We start from the raw sequence: 24780 nt of genomic DNA, 5'->3' as shown, positions 1-24780 counted from the left end.
TGTTCTCGGTCGCCAACCGACCATACCACGCCGAGTCCGGCAACCCGAAACCTCTGACCCAAGAGCGCCGATGTCTGCGCTCGTGGGAAACTGCGCCCTTATCCCGCCTGCCCCTGGTTGATCTGCCAACCGGAAATCCATAATTCGCGCAGTCTGTCGCCCTCATGGCGGAAATAGTCTCCGGTCGGCGTACAGGACAAGGCGCGATCGGCGCGGAAATTGCGGATCGCCTGGCGCAGCTCACACCAGGCCACCAGAACGAAGGCCTGCGAATAATAGATCAGCGCAAGCGGCCGGATCGTCCGCTGCGTGTGCCGTCCCTGATCGTCGCGATAATCGAGATCGAGCTTCTCCTCGTCGCGGATGGCCCGACGCACCAGGCCGAGGTCGATGCGCTCGGGCGTCGGCGCGATGTCGCCCCAGGCATGCAGCGTACGGGAGGAGAACAACTGGCGCAGAGGCCCGGGCACCGCGCCCGCCAGTTTCGCGCCGGCTCCCCGCGAGGCCTGCGTCAGTTCAGGATCGCCGGCGCGTTCGATCAGGGCCAGGCCGAGCATCAGAGCCTCGGTCTCCTCGATCGAAAACATCAGGGGTGGCAGGTCGAAGCCGGAGCGCAAGACATAGCCGATACCCCGTTCTCCCTCGATCGGCACCCGCATGGCCTGTAGCGCGGCGATGTCGCGATAGATCGAACGGACGGTGACTTCGAGAGCCTCGGCGATCGCGGCAGCCGTGACAGGTTTTCGCGCCAGCCTGAGAATCTGGATGATCTCGAACAAACGTGCCGCCTTGCGCATCGCGCCCCCTTCACAACTGACACATCCTTGTCAGTTGCCTCTTTCTATAGAGGCAGCCAACCCTTTGAAAAAGCGGCAAGGATGTCACCGAACATGCCTCGCCACTGGCTGGCAACTGACATGACTTATACTGAAAATCTCTGGCTCTTCCTCATCCTGCTCACCGGCATCATCATCGTGCCGGGCATGGACATGCTCTTCGTGCTCGCCAATGCGCTGACAGGCGGCCGGCGTGCGGGCCTTGCCGCGACCTCTGGCATCATGGCGGGCGGCGTCTGCCATACCCTGTTCGGCACGGTCGCGGTCGCCGCCCTCAGCCGGCTCGTCCCGGCCCTTGCCACCGGCATGATCCTGGCGGGCTCGGCCTATATGATCTGGATCGGCATCCGGCTGCTACGCAGCTCCATCACCGTCGGCAAGGTTGAATCCGACCATACAGCCGCGCTCGCACGCATTTTCGGTCAGGGGCTGGCCACTTGCCTGCTCAATCCGAAGGCCTGGCTGTTCGTACTGGCGGTCTACCCGCAATTCCTCAACCCGAGCTTCGGGGCGCTCTGGCCTCAGGCTGTGGTGATGGGCCTGATGACGGTACTGGTGCAGCTTGCCGTCTATGGCGGGCTGGCCCTGATGGCCGCACGCGGACGCGAGGCCCTGACCTCAAGTCCCGCCCTCACCATTTGGGCCGGGCGCGGCACGGGATTGTTGCTGGTCGGGATCGCCGCCTTTGGCCTTGTCCATCGGCTCGCCGGCCTGTGAACGCTACCTCAGCTTCGGCGTGTATCCTTGGTCAGTGCAGCGAGCGCGAATTCGACGGTCTGGCGCAGGCTTTGTGTATCGGCGCCGGCCTTGCCGCTGACCTTGAGGCCACGCAGCGTCGCCTGGATAAAGCGCACGGCCCCCTTGATATCGGTGGTCGTGCCGATCTCGCCTTCCGCCTTGGCCTTGCGCAGGCTGCCCTCCAGCGCCGCGTCGAGCGCAGCCTCGTTCTCGGTAAGCATGGCAGCGATTTCTTCGTCGTTCCGTCCGAATTCGACGATCGCGCCGACATTCATGCAGCCGAGCGCCCGAAAGGAAGGGTCGGCTTCCGCCACAGCCAGCAGCATCCTGCGAATGCCGGCGAGAGGCGATGCTTCCGCATCGAGCTGCGCGAGCTGATTGGCGAGATTGACCGCCTGATAGCGCCGCAGTGCCTCAAGATAGAGGCGACGCTTGTCGCCGAACGTGTCATAGAGGCTCTGGCGGCCGATCTTCATCGCCACAAGCAGATTGTCGGTCGACGCCGCTTCAAAGCCCTTGGCCCAGAACACGGCGGTGGCGCGCTTGAGCGCCTCGTCACGATCGAATTCTCTCGGTCTTGCCATGGCCCCAGAAACACTGTTTCGGACAGATTTGTCAATAATATTGTTGCAATGCACAAGAGCATGTGGCCGTCCGACACGATAAGCCTCGACAGGACCGCCATCGCCAGGCGTCACGCGAAATTCCCAGCACTTTCCATAGCCGCAAAAGTGCAGAAACGGATTACCGGCACAGGGCGAACTTGTTGAGATAATCGGCGATTGGGCCGCTCTTTTCGGCAGCACATGCAGGCCCAGCCATGGTCGCCGCTCCGCCCCGATCTCCCTTGCTCTTCAGAACGGCGGCAAGGACGGCCCGAACCCTGTTTTCGAAATCGGATCCACCGACTTCCGCAACAAGCGGCCGGTCCGCCAGCGCTGCACGCAAGTCTGCCTCGGCGCCCTTGATGTCATTCTTGCGGAGCAAGGTCTGGGCCCGCAGGAAGTGCAGGCGCGGATCCTGCGGATAAGCGCGCAGGAGGCTTCCGACGGATGCATCCGATGGAGTCGCCGCGGCCGGCAGATCAGGTACGAGCTGCATCCGGCGCCGATAATGGTCCTGGATCGGCAGGCACGCACCCGCGGCGACGGAAAAGAACACAATAGCGACGAGCGCAGCCAGATTGTTCAATCGGGGCCGTGGCAGGCGACTGGGCCACAGGCCCAGCAAAAGGAAACCCATGATCACACCGCCGATGGCGCCCCCGAAATGGGCGCCGTAATCGACCTTTCCGCCGCTGACCGCGGCGTTCAGGAAGGGCAGCAATGCCGGTACCAGACCGTAGAGGGCCTGGCTGATCAGCCGGGCACGGATGGCGCCTGCGGGAATTCTGAAGGATATCACGAGAGCGGTGGCAAGCAGTCCTGTAATGCCTCCCGACGCGCCGACGCTCACCATGTTGACGGGATTGGCCGCCAGCGACATCAGGGAACCGGCGACCGCCGACACGGAGAAAGCCGCTGCCGTCCAGCGCCAACCGATCAAGGTTTCAAGCGAATTGCCAATCAGAAGCAGCACCAGGCCATTGAAGCCGATATGGGAGAGGTCGGCATGCAGCAGCGGCGCCGTGAACAGGCGCCACCATTCTCCCTCCCCGACCACCAGCGGATAGCTCAGGCCCCCCAGGACCTGCAGAGTTTCGATGGTCGGCACGGCTGGCTTGCCAGTCTTGCCGAAGGCAAAGACCTGCTCAGCAATGAAAACCGCCAGCAGGAGAGCCATCAGCACCCATACGAAGATTGGCCTTCCCAACTTGACCGCCCGCTCCGGAGTCACCAATTCCGCTGCGGACAACCGGGGCGCACGAAGTAGCTTCTGCATCTGCCCGGCAGGGCTGAACCTGCGTCCGAACAAGGGCAAGGGCCAGGCGCGGCGCTTGGAAACGTCGACGGCGATCGCTCTGGTGGCATGGCGTCTGTCACCGCTCTTATGGCCGGACAGACGGGACTTGTCGGTTCTGCCGATCGCGCGGGAGCCAATCTCGTAGATCGTAATGGCGAGTTTTACGGAAGCCGGCAGCGCGCCGACGATATGCTGCGCGAGAGCAGAGAGGCCCTGCGCCGGCATAGTGAAAATCTTGCCCTCGGCGCTGTCGCAATTGACGATCCCCACGATCGAGATGCGGTTGCCGGCCGATCTGGTCAGGACGTAATCGCAATGCTGCAGTAATTCTTCCGATTGCGGCAAGGCTCCCAGCCTGTAGCCCCGTTTGGCGACCAGATAGCGAGCGTAATAACGGGAGAAGGGTTCACGCTCCGTCGCAGACTCTTCCATCGGTTGGCCATTCCTCTCCCGCCATTTCTCCCCGATGTTTGCATGAGCGCCTGTCTATTTGGCAATGTGGATTCGGGCTACAACGGGGGCTCTTGCCAGGTTTGGTACAGCCGGCAATCAATCCAAGCCGCACTGTCGGCCAGAGGCCCGCTGGTAAAGCCCAACGACCTCGTCTCCGCTGGCCACGTGCTCGCCGTCATGCCGGAAACGCGCAGCAGTATCGCGCGATCGCCCTCGCAATTGTCCGCGCTTTGTTGTATTGGGCTGCCTCATCAGTGAAATCCTGCAGAAGTGGACGCTGGCGCGCGGACTTTAATACCCGTGGGCGCGCCGCCCCCGACCCGGCATTTCACATGACCGGTTTTCCTCATCGACAGGCTTTTCCCGTGACCCTTCCTTCTCTGAACCCGGCCCTTCGCCAGGCTCTGACAGATCGCAATTATGAAGAACTGACCCCCGTGCAATCGGCCGTGCTGGCCGACGAGGCCGCCGACCGCGACCTGCTCGTCTCCGCCCAGACCGGTTCGGGCAAGACGGTGGCTTACGGACTGGCCATTGCGCGCGACCTGCTCGGCGACGACGAACGCTTCGAACAGGCCGATGCCCCTCTCGCCCTCATCATCGCGCCGACCCGCGAACTCGCCATTCAGGTCGAACGCGAATTGCTCTGGCTCTACCAGAAGGCCGGCGGACGCGTGGTTTCCTGCGTCGGCGGCATGGATCCGCGCCGCGAGCGCCGCTTGCTCGCCGATGGCGCCCATATCGTCGTCGGCACGCCCGGCCGCCTGCGCGACCACATCGAGCGCAAGGGCATCGATCTCTCGGCCATGCGCGCCGTGGTGCTCGATGAAGCCGACGAGATGCTCGACCTCGGCTTCCGCGAGGATCTCGAATTCATCCTCAAATCCACCTCCGATGACCGGCGTACCCTGCTGTTCTCGGCCACCATGCCCAAGGGCATCGTCGCCATCGCGCGCACCTATCAGAAGGATGCGCTGCGCATCGAGGTGAAGGCTGCCGTATCAGGCCACGCCGACATCGAATACCGCGCCATCCGCGTCTCCCCCAAGGAGACCGAGCACGCCGTCGTCAACCTGCTCCGCCTCGTCGCCTCCCCCACTACGATCGTCTTCTGCAATACCCGCGAATCCGTGCGCCATCTGCATGCCACCCTGCGCGAACGCGGCTTTTCGGCCGTGCTGCTCTCGGGCGAACTTGGCCAGCACGAGCGCAACCAGGCGCTGCAAGCCCTGCGCGACGGCCATGCCCAGATCTGCGTCGCCACCGACGTGGCCGCGCGCGGCATCGACCTGCCCAATCTCGGCCTGGTCATCCATGCCGACCTGCCCACCGATGCCGAGAAGATGCAGCACCGCTCAGGCCGCACCGGCCGGGCCGGCCGCAAGGGCATCAGCGCTCTGCTGGTGCCGATGTCGCGCCGCCGCAAGGCCGAAATCATGCTCAACCAGGCTGGCGTGAAGGCCCAGTGGATGGGCCCGCCGACTGCCGAGGAAATCCGCGTGCTCGACCAGCAGCGCATGCTGGAAGACCCCTTGCTGACCGAAGCCCCCGGCGAGGAAGATCTGGCCATCGCCAAATTGCTGCTCGAGAATCGCAGCGCCGAGGATATCGCCGCCGCCCTCGCCCGCGTCTACCGTTCGCGCCTGCCCGAGCCGGAGGAAGTCAGCGATCCCGGCGACGGCTTCGGGCGTCGAGACAATTTCGAGCGCCGAGATGGTCGCAAGCCCTCCCGCTTCGACCGGGACGACAGGCCTGCCCGGGACGACAGGCCCAGGTTCGACAGGGACGACAGGCCTGCCCGCTTCGAGAAGGGCGAACGCGCCCCGCGCTTCGACAAATCCGATCGGGCACCGCGTTTCGAACGTCCCGAGCGTGCTGCGCGCTTCGAGCGTGACGAGGTGCCGTCCGCCGGCGACGATATGGTGCTCTACCGCCTGAGCATCGGCCGCCGCAACAATGCCGACCCGAAATGGCTGCTGCCGATGCTGTGCCGCCGCGGCGGCGTCAAGCGCCGCGATATCGGCAACATCAAGATTCTCGACAACGAGACCGTGGTCGAGATCTCCAAGGAAGCCGCCGAGCATTTTGCCGTCAACGTGCGCAAGCCCGACGAAGAGAACATCCGCATCCAGCCCTATCGCGATCGGGGTGGCGAGGAATCGGCTCCCGAGCCCAAGCCGCACCGCAAGGGCCCGCCCAAAGGTGGCGCGAAGAATACCACCAAGCCCTGGCAAGACGAAAAGCCCCGGCAAGACGAAAAGCCCTGGCAGGGTGACAAGACCGACAAAAGGCGTGGCCGCTAAAGCGTTTTGCAATTAGACGGAATCGCAAAGACGCGTCGAAACAAAGAGTTAGAGCGAATAAGCGTTCCCACTTGAACGCTTATTCGCTCTAACAATGAAGCTACAGCATCGGACCTGATCCAGGAATCAGGTCCGATGCTGTAAGGTCTTATTATCGCATTGTTTTCTACCAAAAATCGGCGCCCTTTTTTGGCACGCTGCTACTCTAGCTTCTCCTAAGGGGATGAAGGAAGGCGCGGGCCTTTCCCCTTGCATTTCCTTCGCCAAGCGCCTATCTGCGCCATCCCAATTCGTCACCCGCCACAAGGCACCGGACCCATGCGGACGCCATCGTCGATATCGCTGATGATCCCGAGGAACATCGATTCCTCGGCCGCACGCGCTTTGCCCTAGGCCGGACCGAAATCACCTGAGATCGAGCCAGCCCGGACGCAAAAGCGGTTCCGGGCACTTTTTTGGCTCTCGTGGTGCCCAGAGCCGTGCAACCTCCCCAAGCGAGGGCCGGCAAGCACCACAGGTGTAGCATGACCAAGGAAAAGTTCACCCGGTTGAAGCCCCATTGCAATGTGGGCACCATCGGCCACGTCGACCATGGCAAGACGACGCTGACCGCGGCGCTCACCAAGGTCTCGGCAGACCGAGGCTGGGGAGCTTTCGTCTCGTATCAGGACGTGGCCCGCGCTTCCGCTGCCCAAGGCACGCGCGATGCCTCGAAGATCCTCACCATCGCCTCCGGGCATGTGGAGTTCTCGACTGAGAACCGCCACTACGCCCATGTCGACTGCCCCGGCCATGCCGATTATGTGAAGAACATGATCACCGGCGCGGCGCAGATGGACGGCGCGATCCTGGTGGTCTCGGCCCTGGACGGCCCGATGCCGCAGACGCGCGAGCACATCCTGCTCGCGCGGCAGATCGGCGTGCCCCGCATCGTGGTGTTCCTCAACAAGTGCGATTCGGTGGAGGATCACGAACTGATCGACCTGGTCGAGCTCGAGATCCGCGAACTCCTGACGCGGCAGAACTACGAGGGCGACAAGGTGCCCTTCATCCGGGGTTCCGCCCTGCAGGCCCTGAACGGGCTCAAGGGTGAGCTGGCGGATGAGGCGATCCTCCGGCTCTTCGAGGCGCTGGACAGCACGATCGAACTGCCCGAGCGCGCCGAGAACCGGCCCTTCCTGATGCCCATCGAGAGCGTGCGCACCATCTCCGGCCGGGGCACGGTGATCACCGGCCTGATCGCGCGCGGTGCGGTCAAGCTCGGCGACGAGGTCGAACTCGTCGGCTTCGGTGCCCGTCGCAAGACGGTGGTCACCTCCATCGAGACCTTCCAGAAGATCCTGGACCAGGGTCTCGCCGGGGAGAATATCGGCTGCCTGTTGCGCGGCGTCGAGCTCAAGGAGGTCCGGCGCGGCCAGGTTCTGGCCAAGCCGGGAACGGTGGAGCCGCATGCCCGCTTCGAGGCCGAGGTTCATGTTCTCACCAAGGAGGAAGGCGGGCGTCATACGCCCTTCTTCGGCCATTACCGGCCGCAGTTCTTCTTCCGCACGGCCAACGTCACCGGCGGTATCGAACTGCCGCCGAACGTCGAGATGGTGATGCCCGGCGACACCGTCGTGCTCACCATTGCCCTCAACGAAGCCATCGCGCTCGAAGCCAATACGCGCTTCGCCATCCGCGAGGGCAATCGCACGGTGGGGGCCGGCGTGATCAACCGTCTGCTCGACTGAGAGCGTCACGGCGGAGGGCGGGCAACTGCCCCCCGCTTTCAAGGCTTATTCTGCTCGCTATTTCCCCGCCCCGATCGCCGACTCCAGCAGCGTGCGCACCGATGTGCGCAAATGTTCTTCGAGCCGCTTCTGCGCCTCTTCGATCACGCCGGATCTCAACGCGAGCAGGATGCTCAGATGCTCGGCCAATGCCGTACGGTAGCGCTCGATCTCGTCGTCCTTGCGCCACTGATAGTGATAGTGAAAGACGAAGGAGACCACGTCGTAGAAGCTGGTGACGAAGCGATTGTCGAGCTGGTCCACCAGGAAGCGGTGGAAGCGACGATCGAGCTGCGGAAACTGGCGGATAACCTCCTCGCCGCCCCGGCTCATCGCCTCATGGGCTTCGACCAGTCGGCCGATCTCGCGCCAGACCGGATCGTCATCGCCACGCCCGCCAAACAAGCCGATCGCCTCGATCTCGAAAGTGCGCCGCGTTGCCGCGAGCTCCCGGGCGAAGGAGGCATCGAAAGCGCAGAGCCGCCAGCCTCCGCGTGGCGCCTTCTCCACCAGGCCGTAACGCGAAAAGCCGATCAGGAATTCGCGTACGCTCACCGTGCTCGCGCCGAAGGTCCGTGCGAGTTCGGCCTCCGAGAAATTGCGTCCGGGCATCAGGTCGCCCGCGACGGCCATTTCGAGGAAACGCCGTTCCACCAGGTCCGAGCGACTCTCGGTTTCAGCCAGGCCGAAATAATCCGAGGCCGCCGGCAGCCGGTGCAGCAGGGTGAGCCGGCCGTCGCGCCGGACCAGCCCCGCCTGTTCCAGGCCTTCGAGGGCTGAGCGCATCGCCGTACGGCTCACGCCGACCTCGCGCGCCAGCACGGCCTCCGGCGGCAACTGCGCGCCGGGCTGCAGCTTCGCCATGATGTCGAGGGCCAGATTGGTGGCCTTCATCGAGACATTGCGCGGGCGCGGCATCGCCGTTCCTCAGGATTGCAATCGCATTTCGTCATCGCTGGGCGTTCGGGCGTCCCTGCGAGGTCCGCTTAGACGCGATTCATGGCTGCACAATCAAGCGAGAGCTGAGACAGCCGGCCCAATGCCTACACGACGCTTTGTGCCCTTGCCGCGCCCAGCAACGCATGTTAGTGTCCTCTATAAATAAAAGACACCGATGTAACAAGGGTGTCCGAAACAAAGCACTTTTGGAAACGCACAATGCTCGCCACCCGGCTCGAACCGAGTGATGCTGCGCTGGAGGCGCGAGGCATCTCGAAACGGTTCGCAGGCGTCCCCGTCCTGTACGATGTCGACTTCTCGGTCGCGGCCGGAGAGGTGCATGCGCTCGTCGGTGAGAACGGCGCCGGCAAGTCCACCCTGATGAAGATCGTCAGCGGTATCCTGACGGAGTTCGACGGCAGCCTGTTCAGCCAGGGCCGTGGCCTGCGCTTTGCCTCGGTACGAGACGCCCAGGCTGCCGGCATCGCCATCATCCATCAGGAGCTCAATCTCATTCCCGAAATGAGCGTGGCCGAGAACATCTTTCTCGGCCGCGAACCTCGCATTGCCGGCCTGTTCGTTGACCGGCGCGCTCTTGCCCGCGCCGCCGCCGACCTGCTGACGGGCTTCGGCGTCGCCCTCGATCCCGAAGCACGCGTGGGGTCGCTGCGGGTCGGCGAGCAGCAACTGGTCGAGATCGCCAAGGCCCTCTCGCTGGAGGCGCGGGTCCTGATCATGGACGAGCCGACTTCGGCTCTGTCGCCAAGCGAGTGCGAGCGCCTGTTCGGGATCATCCGAAAGCTCGCCGCCTCGGGCGTGGGCATCGTCTATATCAGCCACCGCATGGACGAAGTCTCCCTGCTCGCCGACCGCGTCACGGTGATGCGCGACGGGCGGCGCGTGCTGACGGCCCCCATGACGGAGCTGACGCCCGAACGCATCATCGCCAGCATGGTCGGGCGCGACCTCAGCCTTGCCACGCCGCCCCATACGCCCGATCGCGCCACCGAAGCCCTCGCGGTGCACGGTCTCGGCCTGAGCCTGCCCCAGGTGCGCGGCGGTTGGAAACGCGTGTTGCGCGGCGTTTCCTTCAGCCTGCATCGCGGCGAGATCCTCGGCATTGCCGGCCTGCTCGGTTCCGGCCGCACCGAAATTCTGGAAACCATCTTCGGCGCGAGCAGTGGACGGCGCGAGGGCCGCATCGTGGTCGACGGCGAAGAGGTCCGGATCGACAATCCGCGCCAGGCCATCCGGCACGGCCTAGCTCTGGTGACGGAGGACCGCAAGGCAACCGGGCTCCTCTTGCAATCGACCATTCGCGACAATGTCTCCCTGCCCTCCCAGCCGCTGCAGCGACGCCTTGGCCTACGCGATGACGGCCTGGAAACCCGGCTTGCCCGCGCGGCGATCGATAGCCTTTCCGTGCGCTGCCGTTCGGACGAACAGATCGTCGGCCAGCTCTCCGGCGGCAATCAGCAGAAGGTGGTGATCGGCAAATGGCTTGCCATCGGCCCGCGCATCCTGCTGCTCGACGAGCCGACGCGCGGCATCGACATCGGCGCCAAGAAGGAGATCTACGACCTGATCTTCCGCCTCGCCGGGCAGGGCATGGCCATCCTCGTCGTCAGCTCCGAACTGCCCGAATTGCTGCTGCTCTCCGATCGCGTCCTCGTCATGCAGGAAGGGCGCCAGGCCGGCATCCTCGAGCGCCTGGAGGCCAGCGAGGAGGCGATCATGACCCTTGCTTCGCCGAGGCGGCCGGCCGCCCTACCCGAGCTCTCTGCCGTATCCGCTGGAATTTCACCCTTTCCTACCTGCCCCCAATGAGCCGTCAACGAGCCGTCAATGACCTTTCTGAGACTTCTGTCGCGGACCAAGCTGTATTGGGGCCTCGCCGCCCTCTTCCTGATCGGCGTCGCCTTTTCGCCGGTCACTTCCAAGGGGCGTAACATCTTCCTGACCTCCGGCAATCTCTCGGACGTACTTCGCCAGGTTTCGATCACCGGCCTGGTCGCCGTCGGCATGACCATGGTGATCCTGATCGGCGGTATCGATCTCTCCGTCGGCTCGATCCTGGCCTTGGGCACCGTGCTGGCCGCGCTGCTGCTGACGCAACCGGGCCTCACCGTGGCAGCCGGCATCGCCCTGCCCGTAACCTTCCTGGTCGCGATGGTCGGCGTCGCCCTGATCGTCTCCTTCGTCTCCGCTCAGCTCGGCGCGGGCAGATCCGCCACAACGGCGGCGCCAATCCATCGAAGCCGCCGTAGATCCACCCTCTCGGCAATCTGGTTGCCCCTCGGCGCAGGCATCGTCGTCGCAGGGCTTTTGACACTCTGGCTCGCCTCCCAGGCCGGCAGCCAGTTCGGCATGCCCGGCGTACTGATTGCCGTCTCTTGCATCGGGCTCGCGGTCGGCGCGCTCAATGGCGCCATCATCGTCGGCGGCCGCCTGCAGCCCTTCATCGTCACCTTGGCCATGATGGTGACGATGCTTGGCCTTGCACGCCTGGTCGCCGGCCAGGACAGCGCCGTGGTCGCCGTCTATTCCGGCACCAACGCCACCACCGACATCGATCTCCTGCGCGCCGTGCTCTGGGGCGTGCTGCCGGTGCCGGGCCTGTTCTTCCTCGCCGCGCTCACCCTTTTCATGGTGGTGCTGAAATTCACCGCCTTCGGCCGCTATGTCTATGCCATCGGCGGCAATGAGGAGGCGACGCGCCTCTCCGGCATCGCCGTCACACCGGTGAAGATCGCAACCTATGCTTTCTCAGGCATGCTCGCCTGCATCGCCGGCGTGCTCTATGTGGCGCAATACCGCCAGGGCAAGCCTGATGCCGGTGTCGGCCTCGAACTCGACGCCATCGCCGCCGTGGTGATCGGCGGCACCAGCCTGATGGGCGGGCGCGGGAGCCTGGCCGGCACGCTGGTCGGCGTACTCATCTTCGGACTGCTCACCAATATCCTGCAGCTTCACAACATCTCCACCAACGTCCAATTGGTGATGAAGGGGCTGATCATCATCCTCACCGTACTGCTGCAGGAACGCAATCTTGGCCAGATCTTCGCGTCGCTCCGCACGAGCCCGCGAGCCGAGGCACAGGATGAGAAGACCTATAACAAGCTGGAGGAAACCCCATGATCAATCGCCGAAGCTTCATCCACGCCGCGCTCGCCAGCGGCGGCGCCATGCTGATCCCTGCCGGCTGGACGCCGCGCGCCCTCGCCGACGACAAGAAATATACGATCGGCTTTTCGCAGGCGACGACGCTCGAACCCTGGCGCGTCCAGTTCAACAAGGATCTGAAGGCCGAGGCCGAGAAGCATGCGAACGTCAAGCTCCTGATGGCCGATGCCGAGGACAAGACCGAGAAGCAGGTGTCGGACACCGAGAGCTTCATCACCCAGGAGGTCGACGCCATCCTGATCAGCCCGAAGGAATCGGCCGGCCTGACTGCCGTGGTCGAAAAGGCCATGGACGCCAAGATCCCGGTCTTCGTGCTCGACCGCAACGTCAATTCCGAGAAATACACCCAATGGATCGGCGGCGACAATGTGGTGATCGGCCGGGCGGTCGGCGACTTCGTGGTCAAGACCCTGGGCGGGGCCGGCAAGGCCAAGGGCAATGTGGTCGAAATCTGGGGCGGCCTCGGCACGCAGGCGAGCCATGACCGCTCCAACGGCTATCATGAGAAGGCAGACAAGGAGAGCGGCATCAAGCACCTGCTCAACCAGCAATCGGCCGATTGGAAGCAGGCCAAGGCCTATGAAGTGATGTCGACGGCCCTGCGCAATTTCGAGGACATCAACCTGGTCTATGGCCACAACGATCCCATGGCCTATGGCGCCTATCTCGCCGCCAAGGATGCCGGCCGGGAAAAGAACATCCTGTTCGTCGGTGTCGACGGCCTGCCCAATGAGGGCGTCAAATATGTGCATGATGGCGTACTCGCCGCCACCTTCCTCTATCCGACGCCCGGCGCCGAGGGCCTGCGTCAGGCTTTGAAGATGCTGGGCGGCGGAACGGTCGAGAAGAAGCTGGTGCTGGATACGCAGACCATCACCAAGGACAATGCCGACGCCATTTTGAAGACGAACGGATTGCTGTGAGGGTACGGGCGGAGAAGGCCTCACCTTCTCCGCTCCGATAACGCCAAGGCTGGGACCGCGGACGTCCCAGCCGCTCCGCCTCCCTACCCCAGCCGCATCAGCACGAGGCCCCCCAGGATCAGCAGGGCAGACAACCCGCGCACCGGTGTAAGGGGCTCTTTCAGGAAGACCATGGCGATCAGGCCGCCGAACAGCACGCTGGTCTCGCGCGTGGCGGCAACCAGGGCGATCGGCGCCACCGTCATCGCCCAGATCACGATCCAATAGGCGGCGAGCGACATCGCCCCGCCTGCGAATCCCGGCACCAAAAATTTCAAGGCGGGACGCACGCCCGTCCACCCCTTGCGCCAAAGGCATATCGCCAGCATCGGATAGGCATCGAGCGTGAAGAGTGCGGCCGCATAGGAATTGGGGCTCCCCGCAGCACGTGCGCCGATGCCGTCGACGATGGTGTAGAGCGAGATGGTGACGGCGGTGAGCAGGGCATAGATCACGGCTGTCCGGTTCGGGACCAGTGAGCCGCGCTGCCCCTTGAGCGAAATCAGCAGGACCCCCAACCCAAGCACGGCAATGCCGGCGACGTTGCCCAGGGTCATCGGATCATGAATGAAAACCAGGGAAATCGCCGTCGTGGCCAGCGGCGCGGCTCCGCGGGCAATTGGATAGACCTGGCTCATGTCGGCACGACGATAGGCCTCGGCCAGGAAGAGGTAATAGCCAAGGTGCAGAACCGTCGACAGGGCCACCCACACCCAGGCTTCCTTGTTGGGCAGCCCGGTGATCGCCAGCGCCGGCAAGGCGATGACCCCGCAGGACACCGCGATCAGCGTCATCGCCAGGAAGGGGTCGAGCTTGATCTTGACCAGCGCGTTCCACCCGGCATGCAGGGCCGCCGCGGTCAGCACGGCCAGGAAGACGGGGAGTTGCAATTCCATGGGGGAGCGACTTCAGGACATCGAGCGCCCGACAGACGGCAAAGGGGCCGCTGACCGGTGATACGCAAAGGAGGGGCCGGCAAAGCGCAGCGTCGATTTTGCCTGCGCTTTCAGCGCTCTCCTTCTCATTATGACAGTTTGATGTCAAAGCCGCTTCGCGGGGTGCGACGTTTCGCGTGAGCCTTCAGGCCGCCACCCAAACAAGCTTGTCGTTGGAGAGAACCGCTTCGCCGGACCAGCGATAGGCGGTCAGCATACCGCCCTTGGCAACGCTGAAATCAAGGCACGACGCCGTTGGCGACAACAATTGCGGCCGGCCCGACATCCAGTAATGGCCGAACATCACCGGCACGGATTCTTGATAGTGATAATCGGACTGTATGGGATCGTCCGGCAGTTCGCTTCTTCGTTCATCCAGCCCCAGGGCCGCGAGCCGGAAAGTCGTCGCCGCCCGATCCCACCAGCGCAGGCGAGCCTCGTGCCGGGTGTGGCCGTCCTTGTCGCGGAAAGAGTGCCCGCCGGGCAGCCGCACCTCCGGCCCCTTGAGCAGGATATCGGCGGCGAGATGTTCCGGCGTGCCCCCGTGATAGGCCTTGCGCAGGCCCTCGTCATGAAAGCATCCGGCTGCATCGAGACAGGTCGCGGCCAGGCAGGCCTGCGAGGCTCCATGCCAGCAGGCGTGCACGATCCGCAGGCCGCCGAGATCAAGCCACACCGGCAGGGACGCAAACCAGGTCAATGCCTCGCGATGGGCCGGTGATCCCTGTCCGATCTGCGCGAGAAAGGCGGCATGTTGCTTCTCGTTCTTTTCGGTGTGGGGCCGCAGGAAGCCACCGGCGCCGTCCGGCGTGGCCCAGCCGAGAGCGTTGAACTCGTGGTTGCCCATGATCGCTCGGCCCGTCCCCGCTCCGGCCATGGCGCGGACGACACGCAGGACCTCGACCTGTTCCGGCCCGCGATCGATGAAATCGCCCAGGAAGATCGTCTTGCGGTCGGCATGCCGATGGACCCCGCGCGCCTCCCGGTAGCCGAGCTTCGCCAGCAGCCTGTGCAATGCATCGGCATGGCCGTGGATGTCGCCGATTACATCAAATTCCATTGTCAACTTCCTGTTCTTCCGTGTTTTTTTGCGTCCCGATGAAATGCCGCCTCAAAGAGCGCGGACATCCCCGCGACACTCGAGTGAGTGTCGGACGACACTCGAGTGAATGCCGGACGATCCGCATCTTTCCAACAGACACAGCACTTCCAAGAACGGGCAAGAACATCCGCGCTCCCGGGAATGATACCCATACACGACGGGAGTGACCCGCTTGACAAGGCACTGGCCCCCCTGTCAGTTTAAAGCATGGCCTGCGCTTACATCACCTTTTCCGCTTCGAAACAGCACCTCCTCATCGGGGGCAGGTGATCGTCGCGCGCGCCATAAGCAGCGAACCAAGATCGAAAATGTACCCCGCCGGTTCGACGGGGTTCTTTTTTGCTGCCGTCTCCGGCAAATCGGAGATGATCCATGGAAATCCCCTCTTCTTCCGCCCGATCGCTGGCCTCCCCGCAGGGCCTGTGGTTGCCGTTGATCACGCCCTTCCGCGACGGCGCGCTCGACGAGGCCTCGCTGAGGCGCCTCATCCGCCATTACGGCACGCTCGGACTGGATGGCCTCGTTCTCGCCGGCACCACGGGCGAAAGCCTGACACTGGACGAGGATGAAACGCGGCTGATTGTCGAGGTCAGCGCCGACGAGCTTGCCCGGCAAGGCCGCCGACTGCCGCTCTATCTCGGCCTTTCGGGCAGCGATACACGCAAGCTCGCCAAGCGGCTCCCCCGCCTGGGAGACTGGCCGATCGAGGGCTGCCTTATTGCCTGCCCCTATTACAGCAGGCCGTCCCAAGCCGGGCTGATTGCCCATTTCAATGCGCTGGCGGATAGCACCCAGCACTCGATCCTGATCTACAATATTCCCTACCGCACCGGCGTAAATCTGGGCAACGAGGCGATGCTCAGGCTCGCCGAACGGCCCAACATCGTCGGCGCCAAGGATTGCTGCGCCGATCCCGCCCAATCGGCCGAGTTGATCCGGCTCCGGCCACCCGGCTTTTCCGTGCTGACGGGCGAGGATGCCTTCTACCACGCTGCCCTGGCTGCCGGCGCGGATGGTGCCATCCTCGCCTCCGCCCATCTCGAGACCGCCAGCTTCATCGCCATCCGAGACGCCTTCGCTCTCGGCGATGAACCGGCCGCCGACATCGCCTGGCGCTCCCTTGCCGAGCTTGTGCCGCTGCTCTTTGCCGAACCCAATCCCGCTGCGCTCAAGTACTGGCTCTGGCGCACGGGCCTGATCGACAGCGGGGAATTGCGGCTGCCGATGACCCCGGTAAGCGCCGCGCTCGCCGCCCGCCTCGACGGCGCGATCGACTGCCTGAAGTCGGCGGCTTAGTCCCAATGCAATTCATTTGAGGAGGAGGCACTCCAATTTGTCATAACCGGGCTTGACCCGGCAACGACAAAGGTTCTGCAGACTCGAAAACTCACGAGTGAACTGCACGGGACTTGGTCCGCCGTACACACAGGGGAAGGCGCGAGGGATTGACGGTTCGCGGCGCGGGTGTAGGCTTCAAAACAGCCGGCGGAGGGGAAGCGTGATGATGAAACTGGTATCGTGTGTCGCGCTGGCAGCCGCCTTGCTGTCCATCATCCCGGCCTCCGCCCAGGAGCCGAAAAGCGCGGCGGCATCTGCCGCCGCACAGAAGGAATTCAACGGCTTCATCGCGAAATTCCGGGCTGCGCTGAAGGCCAATGATGCAGCAGCCATCGCCGGCATGGCGAAACTGCCATTTCAGAATGACGCCGCCATCGCCGATGCCGCGCAGTTTCGTGCCAAGGTCTACAAGCCTGATTTCACCGCCAAGACCAGAGCCTGCCTGCAGCGCGAAAAGCCGGTCCATGATCGCGATGGAGACGGCAACCACACCTTTTCCATCGGCTGCGGTGACAACATCTTCGTGTTCACCAGGACAGCCGCGGGCTTCCTGCTGACGGATATCGCCATGAACGACTGAGCGGCCGGCAAAGGCTGCTCAGCGCGCCATTGCCGCCTTGCTGCGCTGGCGCCGTTTCGGCCAGAGGATTAGCCAGCCCACCAGGACGAGGTTCACCACATTCCACAGGAAGCCGTGCAGGAAGGCGAGCCGGTAGGACTGGGTGGCGTCATAGATGAAGCCCGAAGCGAGCCCCCCGCAGGCCATGCCGAGCACGGTTGCCATCAGCACCAGGCTGATGCGGGCACCGGCCTCGCGCGGCGGCAGGAATTGGCGGATGATCACCGCATACATCGGCACGATGCCGCCCTGGAACAGGCCGAACAGGCCCGAGATCACCCAGAGCGAAGAGAGGCTGTTGAAGAAGAGATAGAGCAGCAGCGCCGCCCCTTGCATGGCGGAGCCGATCAGCAGCATCGGCCCGGCGCCGATGCGATCGGCCACCACGCCGGAAGCAAGGCGGCTGACGACGCCCAGGCCCAGCATGAGCGCGATGATCTGGGTCCCGATGGCCACGCCATAGCCGAGATCCCCGCAATAGGCGACGATGTGAACCTGCGGCATCGACATCGCCATGCAGCAGGCAAAGCCGGCCACCACCAGGATCGCCTGCAGGGCATTCGCCGAAAGACCGAGTTCTCCGCGGGCGGCCTCCGTCGCGGCCTCGGCAGCCGCATAAGTGGTGGTCGCGGGCCGGCGGGTCAACGCCAAAGCGAGCGGCACCATTGCAACAGGCGCGAACAGGCCGATGCCGATATGGGTGGCACGCCAGCCATAATCGGATTGGAAGTGCTCGATCACCAGCGGCCAGACGGCGCCCGCAAGATAGCTGCCCGAAGCTGCAAACGTCACCGCCAGCGCCCGGCGCTTGCGAAACCAATGCGAAAGGTCTGAGATCAGCGGCGCGAAACCGGCAGCCGAACCCAGGCCGATCACAATCGAGAGGGCAGCGAACTGCCAGATATTGGAGGTAAAGGCGGCCAGCACATAGCCAGCGCAGAGCAGCACCGCCCCGATCAGGATCGGCACGACGATGCCGGCCCTATCGGCCAGGCGGCCCATGACGACCCCGCCAACGGCAAAGCCCAGCATGGTGCAGGTATAGGGCAAGGAGGCACCGCCCCGCAGCGTGTCGAACTCCACTTGCAGAGTCGGCAGCACGACCACCACTGACCAGTTGCCGACACAAGCCACCGTACCAAGGATGAGAGTGAGAACCAGACGCAGCCAGGAATAGGCGGAATCGACGTCGCCAGGCCTATCGGCCTCACGGGGCAAAGCTGACACGGGGAGTTTCCTCGTTCCGGAATATTATCCTGAATATGCTTGTTTCGCCGACCGGACGGCGTGCAATGGTCAGGCTATAGCAGCTTCCGTCCCGGCTTCGCCAGATCGAACAAAGCATGGCTGACCTTCTGAACCAGCGCCTCATGCGCCCTGCCCTAGTTCTCGCAACATGAATGCCGCCCGCTCGGCGATCGGCAGGAGCGGCAGCGACACCAGTTCGTAACCCAGGCCGGCATAGACCCGCAGCATGGCCTCATATGTCGCCTGCGCCTCCTCCAGGCTCTGCTTGCGCTCGGTATCGCCGGCATAGATCGCCGGCCAGGGCGGCGCGATGAAGACTTGCGCACGATAGCGCCGGAGCGCGGCGGCCTTCCGGGTCGGCTCCGGCACCGGCAGGCCGCAAAGCTGGAGATAACCGATCACGTCGGGAATGCCGCGATCGAACAGCACCAGGCCGTCGAGCCCCCGCGCCTCACGATAGGAACGCAGATCCCACGCCAGCATCAGTTCGGCGAAGGCCGCGCGGTCGGCCCATGGCAAGGCATTGCCGCCAATGGCGACCTGATCCTGGATGATGGCGCGGCCCGCTTCGGGCATGGCACGCAGCCCCTCGGCCGCCAGGGCCGAAATCAGGCTGGTCTTGCCTGACCCCGGGCCCCCGGTGACGACGACGAAACGATCGATCTGAGACAAGGCTCGATCTCCTCTCGATAATGATGACAAGGGTTCGGATAGAGCTCGCAACGCCAGGCGGCGGCACGAGTGGGCCAGAAAATGGGGATAGGGCTTTCGATCCGCACTTTGGGCGCGTGGCATCAGCCTTCGCGCGAGGGTCAGCCGGGCATGGTTCGCCGGGCACCTCGAGCTTTCAACCTACACCGCGCTAGGCCCGGCCGAAAGCCCCTCGGTTCTCGTCTCTCCCTCGGAGCCAGCAAAGACGCGATATCGTCGCCCCCTCCAAAGGCAGCGTCGCTTATGGGTCATTCGTAACGGACCCAAGGCAACACGATGGTCAGGTGAGGGGTATGCCGCCCGCGGCCAAGCCCATCCGTCCATCACAGGGGAAAGCCAGGCATGACAGACAGGATCGGCAAGTCGGGACCGCAAGGCTTGATCGTGGATCGCCGCGAACTGATGAAAGGAGCCGCCGCGCTCGGCCTCGGCTACGGCCTGATCGGACCTTTCGGAGGGCCGGCCCTGGCCGCCAAGACGCCTAAGAAGGGCGGCACGCTGCGGCTTGGCATGGAGGGCGGCTCGGCATCGGACACCCTCGATCCGCGCGCCGTCGCCGATTCCATCCCTGTCAGTTACAGCTACCAGATCTGGAACGGACTGATCGAAGTCGACAAGAATGGCAACGCGGTCGGCGAATTGCTGGAGAGCTGGGAATACAAGCCCGGCGCCAAGGAATGGATCTTCAATGTGCGCAAGGGCGTCACCTTCCATTCCGGCAAGACGCTGGATGCCGACGACATCATCTATTCGATCAACCTGCATCGCGGCGACACCAAATCCGCCGCCAAGGATGTGCTGTCTGGTATCACCGAAATCAAGAAGCTCTCGCCCAGCCAGATCCAGATCACCCTAGGCGAGGGCAATCTCAACCTGCCCTACAATCTCACCGATTTCCACATCCTCGGCATTCCCAACGAATTCAAGGATTTCTCCAAGCCGGATGGCACGGGTGCCTACAAGCTTGAAGTGTTCGAGCCCGGCGTGCGCGTGGTCACCAAGAACAGCGGCCATTACTGGAAGGAGGGCTGCGGCAATTTCGACGCCGTCGAACTGCAATATATCGGCGATTCAGCGTCGCGCCTGCAGGCGCTTATCTCGGGCCAGGTCGATGCCATCAACCGGCTCGATCCCAAGACCATGGACCTGGTGACTGGCTCGCCCGATGTGAGCGTGGTGCAGACCAAGGGCACCGGCAATCGCTATTGCTTCGTGGCGCTGTGTGACACCGAGCCGTTTGCCAATGCGGACCTGCGCTGGGCCCTCAAATATGGCATCGACCGCAAGAAGATCGTCGATACCGTCTATCAGGGCTATGCCACGGTCGGTAACGATATCACCATCAGCCCGACGAACAAATACTTCGCCAAGGACCTGGCGCAGACACCCTACGATCCCGAGAAGGCCGCCTTCCACTATAAGAAGGCCGGCAGCCCCAAGCTGGAGCTCAAGGTATCCGAGGGCGCCTTCAGCGGCGCCACCGACTCGGGGGTGCTCTATCAGGAGGCTATGAAGCAGGCCGGCATCGAGCTCACGGTCACGCGCGTCTCGTCCGACGGCTATTGGGCGAACATCTGGCTGAAGGAACCTTTCTGCGCCGTCTACTGGGCCGATCGCCCCGCTATCGACATTCAGCTTTCGCAGACCTTCCTGTCGAACGCTGCCTGGAACGACACCCATTGGCGGCGTCCCGATTTCGACAAGCTGGTGATCGCCGCACGCGTGGAGGAGGACGAGGCCAAGCGAAAGGCGATGTATGCCGAGGCCCAGACAATGATCCACGATGACGGCGGCACGATCTGTTTTGCCGTCAGCGATTATCTCGACGGCTACGCCAAGAAGGTGGCGGGCGTGGCGCCCCACGCCCGTTTCGACATGTGCGACCAGCGGGTCGCCGAAAAGGCGTGGTTCGCCTGAGCCGGGAGGGCGCTGCCAAGCGCCCTACCCCCACCAGAAGATCGCGGCGATGATGACGTAGAGCCCGATAAGGGCAGCGCCATCCGCCATGTCGGCCCGGCCGTCCGCCGTGACGACCACGCCGATGATGGCCGACAGCATCAGGGCCACGGCCAGCATCGGCGGGATCACCAGGGTGAAGGGCGTCCCGCCCATGGCGTAGCTGACGAAGACCAGCACGGGAATCAGGGCGAGCGCCACCTGCAGCGAGGAGTTCAGGATCACGCTTATGGCGAGTTCGGCCTGGTTGCGCAGGGCGAACTGGATGCCCACGACATTCTCCACCGCATTGCCAACGATCGCCACGATGACAAGGCCAGCGAAGGCCTGGGAAATGCCGAGCGTCTCGATGGCCGGGTTCAGCGCCTCGACGAACCAGTCGGACACGAACAGGGCGGCGACGCCGGCAAGAGCCAGGATGGTCAATGCCAGCCAGAGCGGCCAGCCGGCCTCCTGCTGGCCATGCGCCTCGGCCGGCACAGTGCGCTCGCTGCCGCCGAGCATGACCTTGACGGAAACCAGGAAGACCAGGAGCAGGACACCGGCACAAACCAACGCCAGCTTGTCTTCATGGGCGCCCGCCGGCAGATGCATCACCGAAGCCAGCGTCGGCAGCATCAGCGCGGAAACGGCCAGAAGCAGCAGCGCCGCGATCATACGCGGCCCCGCCGCATCGAAGACCAGCACCTTGTGGCGGGCGCTGCCGGCGATGAAGGCGATGCCGAGCACCAGCAGGCTGTTGCCGAGGATCGAGCCGATCAGCGAAGCCTGCACCACCTCGATCAGCCCGGCCCGCAGCGCGAAGATGCACACGCACAATTCCGGCAGATTGCCGACCGCCGATTGCACGATGCCAGTGGCGGCCGGGCTGAGATAGCGCCCGAGATGGTCGGTGGCCTCGCCGATCAGCGAGGCTAGCCCGGCAAGAGCCACGGCGCCGATGACGAAGACGAGGATTTGCGAAGAGCCGGTACGGCTGGCGATACCCGTGGCGGCTGATGCCCCACCTGCGATGGCGAGCGTCACGAAATCGCGTTTCGACAGCATGGAACCTCCCGCGAAGCCATATAGGTGTCATAGCCCGACGCGAAGACGCAAGGGAAGGTCAATCTTGCTCCCCAAGAAGCGGCGTTTCGAACAGAGGAGCGGTCTGCGTTCGCGTGGCAGCATCACGAACATGCATGGATTTTCCATACCATGCAGGCTCGACAGGCAGCATTCCGTTGCCTACCCTTCGCGCCACAATGCCGGAGGGCCGATGCGCGCAACAACCCTTCTCTCGATCGCCCTTGCGCTGACGGCAGGCCAGGCTCTGGCAGAAAACCTCCCCCCCTTGCGTCAGGGCGACCTTGTCTTCCAGCAATCGAAAAGCCCGCAGAGCGAGGCGATCCGCCTGCCCTCGGGCAGCACCTACACGCATATGGGCATCATCTCCCTCACGCCCGCAGGACCGGTGGTGATCGAGGCGGCCGATGTCGTTCGTCAAACACCGCTCAAGGCTTTCCTTGCCCGCGGCGCGAAGGGCCGCTTCGCCGTTTACAGGCTGCGCCAGCTCGTTCCAGCCAAGGCGGATGCCGCCGTCGCAGCGGCGCGGACCTATCTCGGCCGGCCCTATGATCTCTATTTTCGCCTCGATCCGGACGCCATCTATTGCAGCGAATTGCCTTACGACGCCTTCAGGAGCGTCGGCATCAGCCTTGGGCGCGTCGAGCGTTTCGGTAATCTGTCCGTGCGCAACCCTGCGGTAAAGGCGCTCTTCGCCACGCGCTGGGCCAGTCATCCCGATTGCAGGGGCGCGGCGGGGAATGCCGCGGCCTGTTGGACTCTGATCCAGCATCAGGGCATCGTTACCCCCGTCAGCATCGCCCGCGACAGCCAGGTCGTGCGGGTCGGAGGCAATCTTTGAGGAAATGAACCGGCGCGAGAAATGGGAGGATTTCCGGCTTGCAGGGCGGTGGCGGTGCAATAGGATGTCATCCTGCCGTCACCATCGGGAGAAAGCGCTGCCATGGCCCTCTTCGCCGATCGTTTCAAAGGCCGAAGCGCCGTCATCACCGGCGGGGCGTCCGGCATCGGCCTCGCCAGCGCCAGGCGCATTGCCGCCGAGGGCGGTCGGATCATGATCTGGGACGTCGACGCCACCCGTATCGACGCGGCGAAAGCGCAGATCGGCTCGGGCACTTTTGGCCTAGTGGTCGACGTCACCAATCCGGAGGCGGTGGAGGCCGCCGCCAAGACCTCCGAACGCCATCTCGGCCAGATCGATGCGCTCATCTGCTCGGCCGGTGTCGCCGGGCGCAACGCACCGGTGATCGACTATCCGATCGACGAATGGAAGCGCATCTTCGAGATCAATGTGAACGGCTTGTTCTATGCCAACCGTTTCATCGCGGCGATGATGAAGAAGCGCGGCTATGGCCGCATCGTCAATCTGGCCTCGATTGCGGGTAAGGAAGGCAATCCCACCGCTTCGGCCTATTCGGCCTCGAAAGCCGCGGTGATCGGCTTCACCAAGGCGCTGGGCAAGGAACTGGCGAAGAGCGGCGTCACCGCCAATGTCATCGCGCCGGCCACGATCGATACGCCCATTCTCAAGCAGGTGGCGCAGGCCCATATCGACTACATGCTGTCCAAGATCCCGATGGGCCGGTTCGGCAAGGTCGATGAAGTCACTTCCATGATCGCCTGGCTCGCGAGCGAAGAATGCTCCTTTGCCACCGGCGCGGTCTTCGATGCCTCTGGCGGCCGCGCTACCTATTGAGTCGGGCCCGCCTCAGCGCCAGCGATAATTGAAGCTGACGCTGATTCGCTCCTCGTCCGCCTGGTTGATCGGCACCTCGTGGCGCAGCCAGCTCTCCCACAGCAGCACCGTACCGGCCTGGGGCGCCTCATAGACGAAGGGCCGCTGTTCCCCGCCAGCCTTGGCCTTGCGGGGGGGTGCCGCCATCATCAGGCCGAGCCGCGGATCCTCCAGCTTGAGCGCGCTGGAGCCCTTCGGCGTGGCCACATAATAGGTGCCCGAGATCACCGAGCGCGGGTGGATATGCGAGGTGTGCACACCGCCCTCCGGCAGCACATTGACCCAGATGTCGTCGAGCTTGAGCTTGTCGCGGCCAAGATCGAATTCGAGCTCCTTGGCAAAGACAGCGACATGGCCATCGAGCGCCTTCACAAGTTGCTTGATCGCCGGAAAGCGCCAGGGCAGGTCGTTCAGGGAAGCGTAGGAGGTATAGCCTGGATAGCCGTGCTTGTGGCACCAGGCCTGACCGGCCTCGTCGTCTTCGGCAAGGGAGCGGCAGGTTGCGTCGATCTCGGCGAGCGGCGCCTGCGCCTCGCCGAGTTCGGCACGGTAGAGCTTGGTAACGAAAAGGGTCTTGATCTCGGCCATGGCGAGGAAGTGGCCGAGCGAAGGCTCGCCTGTCAAGCCGCTTATCATCTGAGCGGGATTTCAGTCGGCCAAAGCCGGGCTCCCAGATGCCCCTCGACAGGCTGGGGGCGTTGCCGGAACATTCCCCTATCGTTCCCAGAAGTGCTTGGCGATCTCTGTCTCGACTTGCCACTTCTTCATGCCGATATCGTCGATCAAATGGGGATTGGCTTTCGCCATTTCCTCCAGGTCCCTGCGAAAATAGATCCGCTTGCGCCAGGCCGCGATCATTCTCGGCAGCATCGCCAGGCTGAAGCGCCGGCGCGGCATGTCACACGGTCCTGACCATGCCGCCTGATGCGGCGCCGAACCAAGGGTGGGAATATCGTTCATGACAACCTCCATAGGGTTCGGGTCCG

General features: G+C 63.9%; 22 protein-coding genes. 11 read left to right on the top strand and 11 right to left on the bottom strand.

What is annotated here, in order from left to right:
* Window positions 1–98: 98 nt before the first annotated feature.
* Window positions 99–797 (bottom strand): helix-turn-helix transcriptional regulator, encoded by a 699-nt coding sequence (locus tag ACN6KF_RS04145; RefSeq protein WP_434955618.1) that lies wholly within the window; start codon window positions 795–797, stop codon window positions 99–101.
* A gap of 120 nt (window positions 798–917) precedes the next feature.
* Here ACN6KF_RS04145 and ACN6KF_RS04140 point away from each other — a divergent pair, with 120 nt between their 5' ends.
* Window positions 918–1553 (top strand): LysE family translocator, encoded by a 636-nt coding sequence (locus ACN6KF_RS04140; RefSeq protein WP_434955617.1) that lies wholly within the window; start codon window positions 918–920, stop codon window positions 1551–1553.
* Between the two features lie 8 nt (window positions 1554–1561).
* Here the strand turns inward: ACN6KF_RS04140 and ACN6KF_RS04135 are convergent, their stop codons facing one another.
* Window positions 1562–2158, bottom strand: a complete 597-nt coding sequence (locus tag ACN6KF_RS04135) for a TetR/AcrR family transcriptional regulator (RefSeq protein WP_434955616.1) — start codon at window positions 2156–2158, stop codon at window positions 1562–1564.
* Window positions 2159–2318: 160 nt separating this feature from the next.
* Complete coding sequence (locus ACN6KF_RS04130) at window positions 2319–3908, bottom strand: rhomboid family intramembrane serine protease (protein ID WP_434955615.1); 1590 nt, start codon at window positions 3906–3908, stop codon at window positions 2319–2321.
* Window positions 3909–4294: 386 nt separating this feature from the next.
* Here ACN6KF_RS04130 and ACN6KF_RS04125 point away from each other — a divergent pair, with 386 nt between their 5' ends.
* Complete coding sequence (locus ACN6KF_RS04125; RefSeq protein ID WP_434955614.1) at window positions 4295–6232, top strand: DEAD/DEAH box helicase; 1938 nt, start codon at window positions 4295–4297, stop codon at window positions 6230–6232.
* Between the two features lie 524 nt (window positions 6233–6756).
* On the top strand, window positions 6757–7962 hold the full coding sequence (tuf, locus tag ACN6KF_RS04120; protein ID WP_434955613.1) for an elongation factor Tu: 1206 nt from the start codon (window positions 6757–6759) through the stop codon (window positions 7960–7962).
* Between the two features lie 57 nt (window positions 7963–8019).
* Here tuf and ACN6KF_RS04115 read toward each other — a convergent pair whose 3' ends face one another.
* Window positions 8020–8919, bottom strand: a complete 900-nt coding sequence (locus tag ACN6KF_RS04115) for a GntR family transcriptional regulator (RefSeq protein ID WP_434955612.1) — start codon at window positions 8917–8919, stop codon at window positions 8020–8022.
* A 240-nt stretch (window positions 8920–9159) separates the two neighbouring features.
* Between ACN6KF_RS04115 and ACN6KF_RS04110 the strand changes: the two genes are divergently transcribed.
* From ACN6KF_RS04110 to ACN6KF_RS04100, 3 genes are read left to right on the top strand one after another with little or no spacing between them, the layout of a single operon-like run.
* Complete coding sequence (locus ACN6KF_RS04110) at window positions 9160–10767, top strand: sugar ABC transporter ATP-binding protein (RefSeq protein ID WP_434955611.1); 1608 nt, start codon at window positions 9160–9162, stop codon at window positions 10765–10767.
* An 18-nt stretch (window positions 10768–10785) separates the two neighbouring features.
* Window positions 10786–12078, top strand: coding sequence for an ABC transporter permease (locus ACN6KF_RS04105; RefSeq protein ID WP_434955610.1), 1293 nt, complete (start codon window positions 10786–10788; stop codon window positions 12076–12078).
* Complete coding sequence (locus tag ACN6KF_RS04100) at window positions 12078–13046, top strand: substrate-binding domain-containing protein (protein WP_434959607.1); 969 nt, start codon at window positions 12078–12080, stop codon at window positions 13044–13046. Before ACN6KF_RS04105 ends, ACN6KF_RS04100 begins: the two co-directional genes overlap by 1 nt.
* Before the next feature lie 83 nt (window positions 13047–13129).
* On the opposite strand, the gene ACN6KF_RS04095 is transcribed toward ACN6KF_RS04100, so the two are convergent.
* The gene (locus ACN6KF_RS04095) at window positions 13130–13981 is read right to left on the bottom strand and encodes an EamA family transporter (RefSeq protein ID WP_434955609.1); all 852 of its coding nucleotides are present in this window, start codon (window positions 13979–13981) and stop codon (window positions 13130–13132) included.
* 184 nt (window positions 13982–14165) lie between these two features.
* Window positions 14166–15080, bottom strand: coding sequence for a metallophosphoesterase (locus tag ACN6KF_RS04090; RefSeq protein ID WP_434955608.1), 915 nt, complete (start codon window positions 15078–15080; stop codon window positions 14166–14168).
* 414 nt (window positions 15081–15494) lie between these two features.
* Between ACN6KF_RS04090 and dapA the strand changes: the two genes are divergently transcribed.
* On the top strand, window positions 15495–16418 hold the full coding sequence (gene dapA, locus ACN6KF_RS04085; protein ID WP_434955607.1) for a 4-hydroxy-tetrahydrodipicolinate synthase: 924 nt from the start codon (window positions 15495–15497) through the stop codon (window positions 16416–16418).
* 205 nt (window positions 16419–16623) lie between these two features.
* Window positions 16624–17040 (top strand): hypothetical protein, encoded by a 417-nt coding sequence (locus ACN6KF_RS04080; RefSeq protein ID WP_434959606.1) that lies wholly within the window; start codon window positions 16624–16626, stop codon window positions 17038–17040.
* Between the two features lie 18 nt (window positions 17041–17058).
* On the opposite strand, the gene ACN6KF_RS04075 is transcribed toward ACN6KF_RS04080, so the two are convergent.
* Together ACN6KF_RS04075 and ACN6KF_RS04070 are read right to left on the bottom strand one after the other, a co-directional pair.
* The gene (locus ACN6KF_RS04075; RefSeq protein ID WP_434955606.1) at window positions 17059–18306 is read right to left on the bottom strand and encodes an MFS transporter; all 1248 of its coding nucleotides are present in this window, start codon (window positions 18304–18306) and stop codon (window positions 17059–17061) included.
* A 141-nt stretch (window positions 18307–18447) separates the two neighbouring features.
* Entirely contained in the window at window positions 18448–18999 is a 552-nt protein-coding gene (locus ACN6KF_RS04070; RefSeq protein WP_434955605.1) for an AAA family ATPase, read from the bottom strand.
* Window positions 19000–19380: 381 nt separating this feature from the next.
* Between ACN6KF_RS04070 and ACN6KF_RS04065 the strand changes: the two genes are divergently transcribed.
* Entirely contained in the window at window positions 19381–20955 is a 1575-nt protein-coding gene (locus ACN6KF_RS04065; RefSeq protein WP_434955604.1) for an ABC transporter substrate-binding protein, read from the top strand.
* Window positions 20956–20979: 24 nt separating this feature from the next.
* On the opposite strand, the gene ACN6KF_RS04060 is transcribed toward ACN6KF_RS04065, so the two are convergent.
* Window positions 20980–22041, bottom strand: coding sequence for a calcium:cation antiporter (locus ACN6KF_RS04060; RefSeq protein ID WP_434955603.1), 1062 nt, complete (start codon window positions 22039–22041; stop codon window positions 20980–20982).
* Between the two features lie 211 nt (window positions 22042–22252).
* Between ACN6KF_RS04060 and ACN6KF_RS04055 the strand changes: the two genes are divergently transcribed.
* Both ACN6KF_RS04055 and ACN6KF_RS04050 read left to right on the top strand, forming a co-directional pair.
* A complete protein-coding gene (locus tag ACN6KF_RS04055) occupies window positions 22253–22900 on the top strand; it encodes a YiiX/YebB-like N1pC/P60 family cysteine hydrolase (RefSeq protein ID WP_434955602.1) in 648 nt (215 codons plus the stop codon).
* A gap of 102 nt (window positions 22901–23002) precedes the next feature.
* Window positions 23003–23755: an SDR family NAD(P)-dependent oxidoreductase gene (locus tag ACN6KF_RS04050; RefSeq protein ID WP_434955601.1), complete on the top strand. Its 753-nt coding sequence runs from the start codon at window positions 23003–23005 to the stop codon at window positions 23753–23755.
* A gap of 12 nt (window positions 23756–23767) precedes the next feature.
* Here the strand turns inward: ACN6KF_RS04050 and ACN6KF_RS04045 are convergent, their stop codons facing one another.
* Complete coding sequence (locus ACN6KF_RS04045; protein ID WP_434955600.1) at window positions 23768–24418, bottom strand: TIGR02466 family protein; 651 nt, start codon at window positions 24416–24418, stop codon at window positions 23768–23770.
* Window positions 24419–24508: 90 nt separating this feature from the next.
* On the bottom strand, window positions 24509–24754 hold the full coding sequence (locus ACN6KF_RS04040; RefSeq protein ID WP_434955599.1) for a DUF1127 domain-containing protein: 246 nt from the start codon (window positions 24752–24754) through the stop codon (window positions 24509–24511).
* Between the last annotated feature and the right edge of the window lie 26 nt (window positions 24755–24780).

Source organism: Labrys methylaminiphilus subsp. lupini (genome assembly GCF_051161885.1).
Lineage (GTDB): Bacteria > Pseudomonadota > Alphaproteobacteria > Rhizobiales > Labraceae > Labrys.
Note: the sequence above shows the minus strand (reverse complement) of the source record. Positions and strands in the feature narration are given on the sequence as shown.

Excerpts from the sequence above, each read along its gene's own strand:
- ACN6KF_RS04145 (WP_434955618.1), bottom strand. The coding sequence starts at position 797 with ATGCGCAAGGCGGCACGTTTGTTCGAGATCATCCAGATTCTCAGGCTG.
- ACN6KF_RS04140 (WP_434955617.1), top strand. The coding sequence starts at position 918 with ATGACTTATACTGAAAATCTCTGGCTCTTCCTCATCCTGCTCACCGGC.
- ACN6KF_RS04135 (WP_434955616.1), bottom strand. The coding sequence starts at position 2,158 with ATGGCAAGACCGAGAGAATTCGATCGTGACGAGGCGCTCAAGCGCGCC.
- ACN6KF_RS04130 (WP_434955615.1), bottom strand. The coding sequence starts at position 3,908 with ATGGAAGAGTCTGCGACGGAGCGTGAACCCTTCTCCCGTTATTACGCT.
- tuf (WP_434955613.1), top strand. The coding sequence starts at position 6,757 with ATGACCAAGGAAAAGTTCACCCGGTTGAAGCCCCATTGCAATGTGGGC.
- ACN6KF_RS04115 (WP_434955612.1), bottom strand. The coding sequence starts at position 8,919 with ATGCCGCGCCCGCGCAATGTCTCGATGAAGGCCACCAATCTGGCCCTC.
- ACN6KF_RS04110 (WP_434955611.1), top strand. The coding sequence starts at position 9,160 with ATGCTCGCCACCCGGCTCGAACCGAGTGATGCTGCGCTGGAGGCGCGA.
- ACN6KF_RS04105 (WP_434955610.1), top strand. The coding sequence starts at position 10,786 with ATGACCTTTCTGAGACTTCTGTCGCGGACCAAGCTGTATTGGGGCCTC.
- ACN6KF_RS04095 (WP_434955609.1), bottom strand. The coding sequence starts at position 13,981 with ATGGAATTGCAACTCCCCGTCTTCCTGGCCGTGCTGACCGCGGCGGCC.
- ACN6KF_RS04090 (WP_434955608.1), bottom strand. The coding sequence starts at position 15,080 with ATGGAATTTGATGTAATCGGCGACATCCACGGCCATGCCGATGCATTG.
- dapA (WP_434955607.1), top strand. The coding sequence starts at position 15,495 with ATGGAAATCCCCTCTTCTTCCGCCCGATCGCTGGCCTCCCCGCAGGGC.
- ACN6KF_RS04080 (WP_434959606.1), top strand. The coding sequence starts at position 16,624 with ATGATGAAACTGGTATCGTGTGTCGCGCTGGCAGCCGCCTTGCTGTCC.
- ACN6KF_RS04065 (WP_434955604.1), top strand. The coding sequence starts at position 19,381 with ATGACAGACAGGATCGGCAAGTCGGGACCGCAAGGCTTGATCGTGGAT.
- ACN6KF_RS04060 (WP_434955603.1), bottom strand. The coding sequence starts at position 22,041 with ATGCTGTCGAAACGCGATTTCGTGACGCTCGCCATCGCAGGTGGGGCA.
- ACN6KF_RS04055 (WP_434955602.1), top strand. The coding sequence starts at position 22,253 with ATGCGCGCAACAACCCTTCTCTCGATCGCCCTTGCGCTGACGGCAGGC.
- ACN6KF_RS04050 (WP_434955601.1), top strand. The coding sequence starts at position 23,003 with ATGGCCCTCTTCGCCGATCGTTTCAAAGGCCGAAGCGCCGTCATCACC.
- ACN6KF_RS04040 (WP_434955599.1), bottom strand. The coding sequence starts at position 24,754 with ATGAACGATATTCCCACCCTTGGTTCGGCGCCGCATCAGGCGGCATGG.